Annotated in this window: 5 protein-coding genes; 4 read left to right on the top strand and 1 reads right to left on the bottom strand. The window is 49.3% G+C overall.

Annotation, left to right across the window (positions count from 1 at the left end; all coding sequences use genetic code 11):
* Positions 1 to 85 precede the first annotated feature (85 nt).
* Entirely contained in the window at positions 86 to 988 is a 903-nt protein-coding gene (locus CGSMWGV1500E_RS02245) for a biotin--[acetyl-CoA-carboxylase] ligase (protein ID WP_004128590.1), read from the top strand.
* 405 nt (positions 989 to 1,393) lie between these two features.
* On the opposite strand, the gene CGSMWGV1500E_RS02250 is transcribed toward CGSMWGV1500E_RS02245, so the two are convergent.
* Complete coding sequence (locus tag CGSMWGV1500E_RS02250) at positions 1,394 to 2,047, bottom strand: biotin transporter BioY (protein WP_004128588.1); 654 nt, start codon at positions 2,045 to 2,047, stop codon at positions 1,394 to 1,396.
* Between the two features lie 213 nt (positions 2,048 to 2,260).
* Here CGSMWGV1500E_RS02250 and CGSMWGV1500E_RS02255 point away from each other — a divergent pair, with 213 nt between their 5' ends.
* The 3 genes from CGSMWGV1500E_RS02255 to CGSMWGV1500E_RS02265 all read left to right on the top strand — a co-directional run bounded on the left by CGSMWGV1500E_RS02255 (position 2,261) and on the right by CGSMWGV1500E_RS02265 (position 15,506).
* Complete coding sequence (locus CGSMWGV1500E_RS02255) at positions 2,261 to 4,189, top strand: biotin carboxylase N-terminal domain-containing protein (protein ID WP_004128586.1); 1,929 nt, start codon at positions 2,261 to 2,263, stop codon at positions 4,187 to 4,189.
* Positions 4,186 to 5,832: an acyl-CoA carboxylase subunit beta gene (locus CGSMWGV1500E_RS02260; RefSeq protein ID WP_004128583.1), complete on the top strand. Its 1,647-nt coding sequence runs from the start codon at positions 4,186 to 4,188 to the stop codon at positions 5,830 to 5,832. The genes CGSMWGV1500E_RS02255 and CGSMWGV1500E_RS02260 overlap by 4 nt, the downstream gene beginning before the upstream one ends.
* 101 nt (positions 5,833 to 5,933) lie before the next feature.
* A complete protein-coding gene (locus CGSMWGV1500E_RS02265; protein ID WP_004128579.1) occupies positions 5,934 to 15,506 on the top strand; it encodes a type I polyketide synthase in 9,573 nt (3,190 codons plus the stop codon).
* The last annotated feature ends 253 nt before the right edge of the window (positions 15,507 to 15,759 follow it).

The following is a 15,759-nucleotide window of genomic DNA, read 5'->3' as shown; positions in this document are numbered from 1 at the left end:
ACGCATACTAACTGCTGCTACTTATTCTGCTTAAATTCGTGAAAATAAACACGCTAAAGCACGTAATCTGATGTAAATTATACCTATGACTACTTTTTCTTCGCAAAGTGTGGCATTGATGCCGCGCACGTCAAATGTAGCAGATTTAGTAAAATATTTCGCAATTACGGATTCTACGCAAAATATTGCGCGCGAAATCATACAAAAAGGCGAAATAATTTCGCGAGATGACGGAAAACCAACAATATTTGCGATTGTTGCAGACGAGCAAACAGCTGGTCGCGGCAGGCTTGGACGCGCGTGGGTGAGTAGACCTGGGGAAAGTTTTTTGGTATCTTTCGTAACTTTGCTGCCAAAAACTATAGTTATGGACGAAAGTAGAAACGGCTGGTTGCCAATAATTGCAGGGCTTTCGGCACGAGATGCTCTGCTGGAAACGTTCCGAGAATATAAGAGTTCACCGATTCATGCGGATGCATGTGCGCTTAAACTTAAATGGCCAAACGACGTATTTTTGCACGACTGCAAAGAAGGCGGAATCTTAACAGAAATTGTGGCTGATCCAAGCAAGGATGATGTTGTTGGAGTAGTTTTTGGAATCGGATTGAATTTGCACGTGCCGCAAGAAGTATTGCCGATTAAGATGGCAACTTCGTTGCAAATGCACATGAGCGGGCTGCCGGAAGCTACGGAATTGCGCGATGCGATTGCTGCAAAAATCGTTACTGGATTGCGAGTGAGATTATGCGATTTTATTCGTGATTATCCAAGTAATTGCGCCGGTTTGCTTAAAGGATTAAGCGATGTGTGCTGGACGCTTGGTCGCAAAGTGAACGTGCATCCAGTTGACGGAAGCGTGGTGACAGGAACTGCTGTGCGGCTTGGAGAAGATGCGTCGCTTACGATTCGTGAGGCATCTGGCGAGGAGATTGTGGTAAAAAGCGGCGATGTGCACGCAGTTGCGTATGAAGCGCGAAGACATGCTTGAGCGCAGCACAGCGTGCGCGAAGGCAACTCGGAGCGCCGAGCTTGCTCAGAGTTGAAAGCACGGTGTGCTTTCAACGCAAGCGAGGTCTGCCTTCGTCAATAAAGACGAAGGCAGGGCAGATTCGCGTGGTAGTTCATTAGGAATTCGGCTGTGATTGGCGTGCGCTGACGACCTGCTTGAGCGCAGCATTGCGCGCGCGAAAGCAATTCGGAGCGTGAGCTTGCTCAGACGGAAAGTCCAGTGGACTTTCCGTGCAAGCTCAACAGCGAGCGCTTAAAGCGCAAGCGTCAGCTGTTTGCTAGTTATCTCAGTCAAAGAGCAAGTGCGTGGCAATCTTATACAAAACGGCATTCCCTTTACAGTCGTGTAAAGGAAATGCCGTTTTTCTGCAATATAACGTTTCCGCTACGCGCGCTTTTTGTTAAGTGCGTTGTACAAGCCGGAGCAAGCCGCGCTCGCAACAAAAGCCTTAATTAAATCGCCAATCATGAAGATAATCAAGGTTGCTGCAGCAGTAGAAAGCGGCATGCCGGTAAGTAAGCTCTGACCAAAAATGCCGAATGCGTAAATCACAATCGTGCCGATTATGGAAGCAACTGAGTAAGTGCAGAAGCGTGCGAAAGTCTTCTTAAACGAGCGTTCCGGCATCATTGCGTCAAGAGCAACGTCGAATACGCGCTTCAAAGCGGCAGTTGCAGCCACGCCAAAAATAAAACCAACGAGGAAGCCAGCAGTAGGACCTACGAATACGGTCCAGCCGCCCTTAAATCCAGCGAACACAGGCAAACCTGCAGCGCCCAAAGCCAAATACATTACAACGGAAGCAACGCCCTTTTGCCAGCTCAAAGTCAAACCAATAATGCACAAAACAAGAGTCTGCAACGTAATTGGCACAGGAGTAATAGGCAGATAAATAGCTCCAGCCATAGTAGAAAGAGCTAAAAGCGCGGTTAGAAGAACCGGCTTAGCGAGCCAAGTTGCGGCTGCCTTTACATTACTAACGGTTGTGTTAGATGTTGCGGTTGCTGTAGTTGCATTATTCTGATTCATGCTAGTCATGAAAACCTTCTTTTGGTTATTGCCGGCTTGCTGATAGATTATCCGTAACTTAAAGTTGTGCTAACTTAAGTTTTTGCCGGCTGTTTTCCGTTTCGCTAATCACAATACGTGCCACAAAAATCATGTGCATTGGAGAAGTGTACAAAATTTTGCTCTAGCTTTTGTGTATGTCGGCTCATACGTAAACGCAACTTTTCTAATATCTTGTAACGTATGGTTACGAATATCAAAAAAATTCTCATCGCAAACCGCGGTGAAATCGCTTTGCGAGTTATTCGCACGGCTCACGAAATGGGCATTTCTACTGTTGCAATTTATGCGCCGACTGATCGTAACGCGCAGTTTGTAGAAATGGCAGACGAAGCGTACGCACTTTCTGGAGACACGTATCGCGACACTTATTTAAACGAGGACGCAATTCTTGACATTATTAAAAGAAGTGGCACGGATGCTGTGCACCCGGGGTATGGTTTCCTTTCGGAAGTTGCGTCTTTTGCGAAGAAAGTCAACGATGCTGGAGTTATTTGGATTGGCCCGCGCCCGGAAGCGCTTATTGATTTGGGAGATAAGATTACGGCTCGTCGCGTGGCAGTTCGCGCGAAAGTGCCGCCAGTTCCAGGCATTTCGGAGCCGGTAAAAGATATTCGAGAACTTTTAACTTTTGCGCAAACGCACGGCTATCCGGTGATGATGAAGCGCACGGATGGCGGCGGCGGACGCGGAATTACAGTCGTTCGTAACGACGACGAGTTGCGCGGTTTTTACATGAATCACGACGCTTTGCAGGGCGGCGACTTAGACGAATATTTTATTGAGCGTTTTATTGACAAAGCTCGCCACGTTGAAACGCAGTGCGGCCGCGACGCTCACGGAAATTTCACCGTATATTCCACGCGCGATTGCTCGGTGCAGCGCCGAAACCAAAAGCTGGTTGAGGAAGCTCCTGCACCGTTCTTGACTGACGATGAAAAAGATCAGCTTTACAGATATTCTCGTAACCTATTTGAAGCTGTTGATTACGTTGGTCTTGGCACGTGCGAATATATGGTGACTTCTCAGCATAAAGTCTACTTCTTGGAAGTTAATCCGCGATTGCAAGTTGAGCATACGGTTAGTGAGGAAGTTAGTGGACTTGATTTAGTGCGAGAACAGCTCAATATTGCTGACGGCGGCGAGTTGATTAAGGATCCAGAGCCTCGCGGGCACAGCTTCGAGCTTCGCATTACTTCGGAAGATCCTGCTACGAATTTGACTCCAAGTTCCGGCACTTTGACGAAGATTAAGTGGCCTTCCGGCCCTGGTATTCGCGTCGATTTTGGTGTTGAAGTTGGCGACAATATTTCGCCAAAATTCGATTCCATGATGGGCAAGCTTATTATTACTGCGCAAAGTCGCGAAACTGCTGTTGCTCGCGTGCGTCGCGCTTTGAAGGAACTTTGCATTGAGGGCGTGCCAACTCCTGCGAAACTTTTTGAGCAGATTTTTAACGACCCTGAGTTTACGGCTGAAAATCACAGTTTTGATGTGTCTACTAAGTGGATGGAACGAAAGTATTTGAACCGCGTTCCTGCAGCATCCTTGGGCGGTCAGCCGGCTTCGCTTGTTTCTGGAAAGTCTGCGGATGATTCCGAAAACAAGCAGCCCGCAATGGAATCCTTCATTATTGAGGTTGACAATAAGCGCGTAAAGCTTACAATTCCGCAAGATATTGTTGATAATTTGACCGGTTCGGCTAGAGTTCGTAGCGTTTCTAGAGCTTCGCAGCCTCTTCGCGGACGTTCGCTTCGCGGAAGTACTCACAAATCTGAAGAACAAAAGCAGATTCCTGGCGTAATTGCAGCGCCTATGCAAGCTGTTATTACGCGCGTGAATGTTGCTGAAGGCCAGCAGGTTGCTAAGGGTGATTTGCTTGTGGTGCTTGAGTCTATGAAGATGGAAAATTACGTTTACGCGCCGGCTGCAGGCACTGTTACTGGCATTTTTGTGGGGCCTGGTGACGGCGTTGAATCTGGCGCAAAACTTGTGACGATTGATCTTGCTGGAGATAAAAGTGCAGAAAAAAGCGCAGATAAAAGCGCAGATAAATCTTCCGAAAAATCTTCCGAAAAAAGCGCTGAAAAGCCGGAAGGAGAGCAGAAATGAGCACTTTAGCAAAAGAAAAGTCTGAAACTTATAAAACTGCTGAAACTTCTGAAATTTCGGAGAAAAGTGTGAATAATTCTGACGCAGCAAACTTGCAGCCTCGTCGCGGCAAGGCTGCTGTTCAGCACGCAGCGCAACTTGCGCGTGACGCAGAACAAAAAGCTTTAGAGCGTCAGCACGCAAAAGGCAAAAGCACTGCTCGCGAGCGTCTTGACCTGCTTTTTGACACAGGCTCATTCGTGGAAATCGGCCGCTTTAACGGCGGTGATATTAATAACGATGTTGCCGGATGCGCTGTAATCACCGGTTTTGGCGAAGTTTATGGCAGAAAAGTTGCAGTTTACGCACAAGACTTTTCTGTTCGCGGTGGAACTCTTGGCAAAGCGGAAGGCGAGAAAATCTGCCATCTTTTAGACATGGCTGTTGAGCTTCGCGTGCCAGTTGTTGCCGTAATTGATTCCGGTGGCGCTCGCATTCAGGAAGGTGTTAGCGCGCTTATGCAATACGGTCGCATCTTCAAAAAAACTTGCGAAGCGAGCGGCTTAATTCCGCAAATCTCCATTATTCTTGGACCTTGTGCTGGCGGAGCCGTGTATTGCCCTGCGTTGACAGATTTGATTATTATGACTCGCGAGCACTCAAACATGTTCGTAACTGGCCCGGATGTTGTTAAAGCTGCAACCGGTGAGGCTATTAGTATGGACGATTTGGGCGGCGGCCTTGTGCATAACGCAACTTCCGGCGTTGCTCACTATTTGGGTGAAGATGAAGCGGACGCAATTGACTACGCGCGCACAGTTTTGGCTTATTTGCCATCTAGTTGCGAAGTAGAGCCTCCTACTTTTGCTTATGCTGCAACGCGCGCGGATCGTGAAACTGCGCGAGAGTTGGCAAGTATTGTTCCGGATAACGACCGTCAGCCTTACGACGTGCTCGACGTGATTCGCAGAATAGTTGACTACGGTGAGTTTGTGCAAGTGCAGGAATTATACGCTGCGTCTGCAGTGGTTGGTTTTGCTTGCATTGAGGGGCATCCTGTTGGAATCGTGGCAAATCAGCCTAAGGTGAACGCTGGTATTTTGGACGTAAATTCTTCCGAAAAAGTTGCGCGATTCGTGCGTTTGTGCGACGCATTTAACTTGCCTGTTGTGACTTTGGTTGATACTCCAGGTTACAAACCTGGTTCTGATCAGGAGCATGCTGGAATTATTCGAAGGGGAGCGAAGGTGATTTATGCGTACGCAAATGCGCAAGTTCCGCTGGTTACGGTGATTTTGCGCAAAGCTTTCGGCGGAGCTTACATTGTGATGGGCTCGAAGTCGATGGGTGCGGACGTAAATTACGCGTGGCCAACCAGCCAGATTGCAGTTTTGGGTGCTCAAGGAGCTGTGAATATTATTCATCGTAAAGATTTGCAGAAAGCTAAAGAGCGTGGGCAAGATGTTTCGGCTCTTCGAAAACAGCTGGTTGACGAATATGAAGCGACTACTGTGAACGCAAATCTTTCGCTGGAAACTGGTCAGATTGATGCGATGATTGACCCGGAGCAGACTCGCGATATGATTGCCGGCTCGTTGAAACTTTTGCGCAGTAAAAAGCGCGTTTCTAGAACTGGAAAGCATCACGGAAATCAGCCGATGTAAGCAGATTTATAAAACTATAGAAATTATCAAACTTATAACTAAAAAACTATAGAACTTACAAAACTTATAAAATTTATTCAAATCGACGAGAAGGAAACACTATGACAACCTACTTTTTCGACCAACTCGCTAATAATCCACACGCTTTAACTTTTGCGGGCCAATCAACTCCGTGGGTTGATTCCCTTAAAGAACTCGGCAAAGACGAGGAGTTGAACGCTGAGCTTCACGAGTATGAGGCTGGGGCAAAAGCTTTGCTCGCACCAATTTACGCCGAGCTTTTGGCAAACGCCGGCGGAGACATAAATGTTTTCGATGCTCTTGAAAATAAGCATATTAACGCTGCAAACGCGCTTCTTAGTGTGCCTGGAATTACGCTTGCACAGTTCGGTGCAGTGCGCGACTTAACAAATCTTGGATACAACTTTGAAGTAAACAAGCCGTGCGCAGTTTTGGGTCATTCTCAAGGCGTAATCGCAGCAGAAATTGTAAAAGCGCGACTGAAAGCAAAATCTTGGCAGAAGGCTCGCGCTCAAATCGAAGAACTTCTTGCAATCGCATACTTAATTGGCGCAGCCGGGGATCGCGAATCGCGCATGCTTGAAATTACTGGAGATGGTGAGCGCACTCCAATGCTGTCTCTTAAAGGAGTTACCAAAAAGCAGGCAGAAGCCTTGATTTCCCGCGTAGAGCGCACGTGCGGAGAAGTGTCAATTGCTGTTAAAAATGCTTACAATCACGTGGTTATTGCAGGATATCCGGAAGATATGGAAGCTGTGGCAAACGAAGCGCAAAAAGAAACAAAGCGTTCGCAAAAATTGCGCGAAATGAAAGTTCGCGGCGGAGCCGTGTTTGCGCCGGTTGCCGAATATTTGGATGTTACTGTGCCATTCCATTCGCCAATGCTTCAATCCGCTGTTGAGCAGGTAGTAGAGTGGGCTAGTGAGGCTGGTTTGAACACTACAGTTGCGCGCGAATTGGCTGATGCTGTGCTTGTAACTCCTGTTGATTGGGCTGCGCAAATTGGCGAAGTTTTGGAGCAGAACGATGCGCGTTCGCTTTGGATTTTAGATATGGGCCCTAGCGAAGTGCTTGGAAAGCTTACGGGAGTGCTTGTGCAAGGAACTGGCGCTGGAGTTGTGGAAGCTGCTACAATGCGTTCTCGCGCCGAGCTTTCAACTGCTGACTCTGCTTCTGAGCTTCAACGCACCGGCTGCTGGGCTGATTTTGCGCCTCGAGTAATCAACACTCCTTCCGGACGCAAAGTTCTTACTAAATTTAGCAAGCTTACCGGCAAAGCTCCTGTGCTTCTTGCAGGAATGACACCAACGACAGTAGAGCCGGAAATCGTTGCGGCTGCAGCAAATGCAGGCTATTGGGCTGAGCTTGCTGGCGGCGGTCAGGTAACTGCGGAAGTTTTCGATCGCCATATGAAGTCGCTTGAAAATCAGCTTCGTGAAGGCGCAACTGTTGAATTTAACGCCATGTTTATGGATCGCTACCTGTGGAATTTGCAGTTTGGTTCGAAACGAATCGTAGCAAAAAAGAGGCAATCTGGTGCTCCAATTGACGGTGTAGTTATTTCTGCTGGCATTCCAGAACTTGACGAAGCTAAGGAATTAGTAGCGTCTTTGCAAAAAGACGGATTCCCTTACGTAACGTTTAAGCCTGGAACAGTTGACCAAATTCGTCAAGTTGTGCGAATTGCTAAAGCTGTTGCTCCAGCCACGATTATTGTGCAGGTTGAAGGCGGTGCTGCAGGCGGCCACCATTCGTGGGAGTCTTTGGACGATTTGCTTATGACAACTTACGCACAAGTGCGCGAGTGTGAGAATTTGGTGCTTGTTGCAGGCGGCGGTATTGGCACTCCTGAGCGTGCTGCAGACTACATTTCTGGCGAGTGGGCAAATGAATACGGTTTGCCAAATATGCCAGTTGATGCCGTAATGATTGGCACAGCTGCAATGACAGCAAAAGAGGCGCATACAAGTCCTGAAGTAAAGCGCATGCTTGTTGAAACGCCTGGAATTGTAATGCCAAAAGCTTCAAGCGTTGAAGGTTTTGACGAGGATCCGTTCGCACCAATGGGCGAGCGTTGGGTTCCTTCTGGAAAAGTTGTTGGCGGCGTTACGAGTGGCTTAAGCCATTTGCACGCGGATATTTACGAGCTTGAAAACGCTTCTGCACGCTGCGGACGCTTGCTTGTTCACATGATGAAGCATCCGGAAGAGCTTGAAACTCGCCGTGACGAAGTAATTGCGGCTCTTAACTCAACTGCAAAACCATATTTTGGTGACGTTGAAAGCATGACTTACGCTCAGTTTGCTCAGCGTTTCCTTGATTTGGCATACCCGTGGGTGGATCCTACTTACGCAGACCGCTATCTGCACTTGTTGCAGCGAATTGAAGCGCGATTAGTAAGCCAAGATTCCGGCGAGTTTACGTCGATTTTGCCTTCTCGTGCACAAGTTAGCGAAAAGCCGCAAGCTGCTTTAGACGCACTTTTGCAAGCGTTACCTCAAGCTCTCGAGATGAACGTCGTGCCAATGGATGCCGCATGGTTCCCAACTTTGGTGCGAGAATACCCGAAGCCAATGCCTTTCGTGCCGGTTATTGACAACGATTTGCTTCGCTGGTGGGGTCAAGATCAGCTTTGGCAGTCGGAAGATTCGCGCTACTCAGCAGATGCTGTGCGCGTAATTCCAGGTCCTATTTCTGTGGCTGGAATTACGACTATGGATGAGCCGATTGCGGATATTCTTGGTCGATTTGAAGCAGCAATGCTTAATCGTGCAGAAGGTGCTAATAATCGTGCTAATAATCGCGCGGAAAATAGCGCAAATCAGACTGCATTCAGCCAAATTGCAGCAGCTGCAAACGTGGAAGCTTACGTGCGCGCATGCCCGAATATTTCTTGGGTTGGTCACGTAACTGCAAATCCTGCTTATGCAAGCGCTATGGGTGACGAAAATTACGTAATTACTGTAACTTCTACAAATAACGACGTAATTTCTCTCGATTTAGATATTAAGCTAGATACTTTCTGGGATAATCAAGAAAATCAAGAAGCGCAGAATGTTGCTAAAAATGCTGCAAATTCAGCAAAACGCAAGCATGCGGTTCGAGATATTGTAATCCCGCTTACTGTTGATGCAAGTCGCGCTGGAAGTATTCCAGTAGTTGACCGCGAGCGCCTGCCAAAGCACGTGTACGAAATGCTTGCAGCAACCGCAGGCATTGGAAATACTGCGATTACAGGCGATGTGCTCGACGCTATGCCAAAGGTTGATCAAAGTGGTGCTCAAGCGAAATTGCCGGAAGATTTGCTGGAAGAAGGGTATAGAGATTTCCCATTCGGCTTGGTTCATTCTTCTTATACTTTCTCTCGTAATCTTGGAATTGATCACGAGTCGGCTACTGCTGGCCGATTGCCAGACGGACTTCTCGCTTCTCGCATTGTGCCAGACGCGTTAGTCGGTCCTGCTTGGCCAACAATTTACTCGGCTTTAGGCTCTGTGATGGTTGACGGATACCCGATTATTGAAGGCTTGCTTAATGCGGTTCACTTGGATCACTTAGTTGAGCTTGATGTTGATGCTGAAGATTTCCGCAAGTATGTTGATAAGCGAATTAATTTGCTCGGCTGGGCAGAACCTTACGCAGAATCTGCTTCCGGACGCGTTGTAACAATTCACGTTGTGCACACTGCAGCTGACGGAACTCGACTTGCGCACGAAACCGAGCGTTTCGCTATTCGCGGACGCAGCTTTAGCAACGCTCTTCCGGAGCCTGCTGCTGAATATGGCGACGCAGAAGGCTTGCACGGTTACGAAATTGAAGACACTCCTCGCAGAGCTTTGCGCAGAGTAGTAGTTCGCGCGCCTCACGATATGACCGCTTTCGCGCGCACTTCTGGAGATTTCAACCCAATTCACACTTCTAAGCGAGGTGCTGCAATTTCCGGACTTTCCGCACCACTCGTGCACGGAATGTGGCTTTCTGCAACAGCTCAGCACGTGGCTCAAGCTTTGGACGAAAAGGGCGCTCGCTACGAGTTAATCGGCTGGTCTTACAACATGTACGGCATGGTTCAGCTGGACGACGAAGTAGAAATCACAGTTGAACGCGTTGGAAAAGTTCGTCGCGGCGGACTCGCTTTGGAAGTTACGTGCAGAGTTGACGGGCAAATCGTGTCTAAAGCAAGCGCACTTACTCGCGCTCCACGCGCAGCATTCGTATACCCAGGTCAGGGTATCCAAAAGCAAGGAATGTCGCTGGATGAGCGCGCAAAGTCGCCTGCAGTACGCGATACTTGGGAGCGAGCAGACAAGCTTACTCGCGAAAAGCTTGGATTCTCAATCCTCGCAGTCGTGCGCGATAATCCAAAGGAACTTACAGCTCACGGAGTAACATATCGTCACCCTGAAGGACTGCTTAATTTGACGCAATTTACGCAAGTTGCACTCGCAACAGTAGCGTTTGCGCAAACCGCGCGTTTGCGTGAAGCAGGATGCGATATTTGGCCAGCCTACTTTGCCGGCCACTCGCTTGGCGAATACAACGCTTTAAGCTCTTTTGCGCAAATTATTCCTCTCGAAACTGTGCTGGAATTGGTGTTCCACCGCGGGTCTACTATGCACCATTTGATTGAGCGCGACGAAAAAGGCCGCTCGAACTATCGCATGGGTGCGCTTCGACCAAACCAGTTTGGAGTTGGTGACGAAGGCGTAAACGCTTACGTTGAAGGAATTTCTAAAGCTACAGGCGAATTCTTGCAGATTGTAAACTACAATTTGGCCGGCCAGCAGTACGCAATTGCTGGAACTATTAAAGGCTTGAAAGCTTTGCAAGCAGACGCTTCTAAGCGTGCGAAAGAATACGGTGGAAAGCCGCCGTTCATGCTCGTTCCAGGAATTGACGTGCCGTTCCACTCTCGCATTCTTCGTAAAGGCGTGCCAGAATTCCGCGATAAGCTCGATTCGCTTCTGCCAAAGTATATTGACTACTCTGTGCTTGTGGATCGCTACATTCCAAACCTTGTGGCGTGCCCGTTTGAGCTTACGCGAGAATTTACGCAAAAGATTTTGGACGTTGTGCCATCCGAGCGTATTGAAGCAGCTTTGGAAGATGAAGCAACCTGGAAGTCTTATGCTGACGACGAGCAGAAGCTTGGTAGATTGCTTCTTACGGAGCTGCTTTCGTGGCAGTTCGCATCTCCAGTTCGCTGGATTGAAACGCAGGCTCTTATGTTTGCCGATTGCGCTCGCGGAGGTCTTGGCGTTGAAGAGTACGTGGAAGTTGGTTTAGGAAACGCGCCAACTTTGGCAAATCTTGGTGCTAAAACTCTTGCTTTGCCGGAATTTAGTGGCGAAAAGGTAACTGTTTATAACGTTGGTCGAGATGAAGGTCGCGTTTATATGACGGATACGGATTCGCTTGTGCCGGAAGTGTTTGATGAGGAGGATAGCGCGACTGAAGCTGCACCTGCTGCAACTTCCGCTGCAACTTCTGCACCTTCTGCTCCTGCTCCTGCGGCTTCTGCTCCTGCAGCTCCTGCAGCAGCAAGCGGACCTGTAGCAGACTTGCCGTTCAAAGCATCCGACGCAATCTCAATGCTTATTGCGTATAGTGCAAAAATTCGCCTCGACCAAATTGGCGATGCAGACACAACCGACACGCTAACAAACGGCGTATCTTCACGCAGAAACCAGCTTCTTATGGATATTAGTTCCGAGCTTGGCGTGGCAAGCGTGGATGGTGCTGCAGAGGCTCCAATGAGTGCATTGCGAAAGCTTGTAGACTCGGTTGCTCCACGCTATAAGGCTTTTGGTGCCGTGCTTTCCGATATTGTGCGAGAACGTTTGCGTGCGCTTTTCGGTGCTGCAGGCGTGAAGCCAGCTCAAATCGACAAGCGTATTTCGGAAGTCTGGCAGCTTGGTGAAGGCTGGCGTGCGCACGTGCTTGCAGCTTTGGTTTTGCAAACTCGCGAAGGTGCAAGCGTGCGCGGCGAAAATCTTGCGCAACTTTCTACGGATCCTGCAAAGAATACTGCTGCAGCTGACGCTTTAATCGACGCAGCAATTCAGCAGGTTGCACAAGCTCACGGCGTTAGCGTTTCTCAGCCTGGTGCTGCTGGTGGTGCAGGCGGTGCTGTTGTTGATTTTGCAGCTCTTGACGCTTTCGCTCAGCAAGTTGTTGGCGCTGATGGCGTGCTTGCTGCAACAGCTAAGTTTGTGCTTTCAAAGCTTGGAATTGAAGCGCCTCAAGCAGAAAGTGAAGCTGACGAAAACGCGGCTGTTGTTGCTGCTGTTGAAGCAGAATTAGGTGCTGATTGGCCAAAGCAAGTGGAGCCTCGATTCGATGAGCGAAAGGCGATTCTTTTCGACGATCGTTGGGCTTCGGCTCGCGAGGACGTTGCTCGCTTGTACTACGAGCATGCTGTAAAGAATGTTGATATTCAGGTAAATGAAGTTTCCGAAATCTTAAATGATTTTGGTAGTTTCCTTGGTGCAGGGGAGGCTGTAGCTTCGGAAGCTGAATGGTTCGCTGGTCTCGCAAAATCGCGCGAACTCAACAATCTTGCAACAATATTTAGCGGTATTGCTCGCGATTCTCGCACTAAACTTGCGCAAAACAACGCTGATACTGCTCAAGCAACTCGTTTCGCGGGAGAAGTTGCGGTTGTTACTGGAGTTGCACCAAACTCAATCGCTGCTCGCGTAGTAACAGGCTTGCTGAAGGGCGGTGCCACTGTTATTGCAACTTCGCACAGCTTCAAGCCGAGAGTTAAATCTTGGGCAAAGAAAGCCTATCGCGAAAATGCTTCGATGGGCGCAAAGTTGTGGCTTGTTCCAGCAAACTTGTCTAGCTACCGCGATGTTGATGCGCTTGTAAAGTGGGTTGGCACGGTTTCAAAGAAAGTAAGCGGCGCAACTACCACAATTTTGAAGCCTGCTTATGAGCCGAGCATGTTCTTCCCGTTCGCAGCGCCTCCAGTTCACGGCACTTTGGCTGATTCCGGTTCGCTTTTTGAATCGCAATCGCGCTTAATGCTTTGGGGCGTGGAGCGTGCAATCGCCGGATTTGCGCAAATTGGAGCAGATACTGATGTGCAACATCGTATGCACGTTGTGTTACCTGGCTCTCCAAACCGCGGCATGTTTGGCGGCGACGGCGCTTACGGCGAAGTCAAGAGTGCGTTTGATGCGATTGTGAATCGTGCTCATGCGGAAAGCGTGTGGTCGGATCGCGTGACTTTCGCTCATCCAAAGATTGGATGGGTGCGTGGAACTGGCTTAATGGGCGGTAATGATCCGCTTGTTGCTGTAGTTGAGCGTCATGGCTTAACTACCTACTCAACGCAAGAAATGGCAGATCGTTTGCTTGATTTGTGCACTCGCGAGGCGCGCGAACAGGCTGCAATTGCGCCTTTGGACGTAGACTTTACGGGCGGATTAGGCAAGGAGCCTCTTGATTTGAACGCGCTTCGAGCAGAAGCGTTGGAAGATCAAAAGCGTGCTGAAGCTGCTGAAGAAGCTGTTGAAAATGCGGCGGAAGCTGCAGAATCTTCTGCTAAATCTTCTGCAAAATCAACTGCTAAATCAACCAACAAAGCGCTTCCAACTCCTTACGTGCCAACTCAGCCGCAAGTCAACTTGTCTGATTGGAAGAACGTAACAGCTCGTCCAGAAGACGAAATCGTAATCGTATCAGTCGGAGAGCTTGGACCATGGGGTTCTGGACGTACTCGTTTCGAAGCAGAGCTTGGAATTAAGGAAGACGGTTCCGTAAAACTTTCTGCAGGGGCAGTACTGGAATTGGCTTGGAATATGGGCTTGCTCACTTGGCAAGACTCGCCAAAGCCAGGCTGGTATGATGCGGAAGGCACGCTTGTTCCAGAAGAAGATATTGCAGAGAAATATCGCGATGAAGTAGTAGCACGTTCTGGTATTCGACCATTCGAAACCGGAATGGGCGGCGACTACAAGGAAGGCGCGAACGAAGAAGAAGCAGAAATCTTCCTCGATCACGACGTAACTTTCAGCGTGCCAACAGAAACGATTGCGCGCGAATACGTGGCGCTCGACGAAGCACACACTGCAATTGCTCGCGATGCAGAATCTGGCGAATGGACAGTTACGCGCAAGGCAGGTTCTATGATTCGCGTGCCACGCAGGGCTGCGATGACCAGAACCGTTGGTGGACAATTCCCTAAGGGCTTCGACCCGCTGAAGTGGGGTATTCCAGCTTCAATGGTTGGAAGCGTTGACACGATTGCGTTGTGGAATATCGTCACAACCGTGGATGCTTACATTTCCGCCGGTTTCACGCCTTCGGAGATCCTGCAATCTGTGCATCCGTCGCTGGTTGCTTCTACGCAAGGCACCGGTTTTGGCGGCATGAGCTCAATGCGAAAATTGTACTTGGATCGCTTCCTTAACCACGAAATTCCAACCGACGTGCTGCAAGAAGCGCTACCAAACGTTGTGGCAGCGCACGTAATGCAAACATATATCGGCGGATACGGAAACATGGTTCAGCCGGTGTCTGCTTGCGCAACTGCAGCGGTTTCGCTCGAAGAAGGCGTCGATAAGATTGCGCTCGGCAAAGCGGACTTCGTAGTAACTGGCGCAATTGACGATATTGGTGTGGAATCCGTAGTTGGCTTCGGCAATATGAACGCAACTGCCAATAGTGAAGAAATGTACGCGAAGGGCATAAGCCCACGATTCTTCTCTCGTGCGAACGATCGCAGACGCGGCGGCTTCCTCGAAGCTCAAGGCGGCGGTACGATTTTGGTTACGCGCGGCGATATTGCTTTGAAGCTTGGTTTGCCTGTTGCTGGTGTGGTTGGTTTCATTCACTCCTACGCTGACGGCATTCACACTTCTATTCCTGCTCCGGGCTTGGGTGCTTTGGCTGCAGGCATGGGCGGTGCTAAGTCTAAGCTCGTGCGCGATTTGGCGGCTCTTGGCGTGACTCCGGACGATATTGCTGTTGTTTCTAAGCACGATACGTCTACGAATGCAAACGATCCGAACGAATCCGAGCTGCACAATACTCTTGCGCACGCAATCGGACGCACGGACGGAAATCCACTGTTCGTAATCAGCCAAAAGACACTTACCGGCCACGCAAAGGGCGGTGCGTGCATCTTCCAAATTAACGGTTTGACGCAACTGTTTAGAACTGGCGTAATTCCGGCAAATGCGTCGCTTGATTGCGTGGATCCTAAGTTGGCGCGCGACGACCACATGGTTTGGTTGCGCGAGCCGATGCGCATTGGTGACGGTGCTGGTTCTTGTGCCGGTTCTTGTGCCGGTTCTTGTGCAGTGAAGGCAGCGCTCGCAACTTCGCTCGGCTTCGGTCATGTTAGCGGATTTGTGGCGTTGGTTCACCCTGGTGCTTTCGAAGCTGCTGTGGCTGCTGCCGATGGCACTGAGACGCTGGAGGAGTGGCGCAAGCGTGCGAATGCGCGCTTGGCGGCCGGTCAGAGAAGGCTTGAGGAAGGCATGATGGGTCACGCTCCGCTATTTGAGCCAGTGGAAAATCGCCACTTGCTTAAGGATGGCACGCGCCTTCCGGACGGCACTCGCTACGACGGTCACGAGGCAGAAAAGGCGATGCTGCTTAATCCTGATGCGCGCCTTAACGCAGACGGCTACTACTGCTGAGTTGCTGCTTTAGATTGTTTTGACAACAAACGTCGTAGAATTTTCTCCGGCGTTTGTAGTCGTTTTGGTGTTATGTGGAAACATTTGCTGTGTTATTCCACGGCATTTGTTTTCGCTCTGGCTTTATTTGACCACATTTGCAGGAAAAATGTAAGGCGATTGGAGTTGCGTTAACAATCACGTAAGTAGTTCTGTAGTTCAGTATGCCATATTTAGTACGTGTAACATTGCGTATGTCGCCTGATATTACCTA

The organism is Gardnerella vaginalis 1500E (assembly GCF_000263595.1).
Classification (GTDB): Bacteria; Actinomycetota; Actinomycetes; order Actinomycetales; family Bifidobacteriaceae; genus Bifidobacterium; species Bifidobacterium vaginale_E.
The sequence above is the reverse complement of the archived record's forward strand: the minus strand, read 5'-3'. Positions and strand labels throughout refer to the sequence as shown.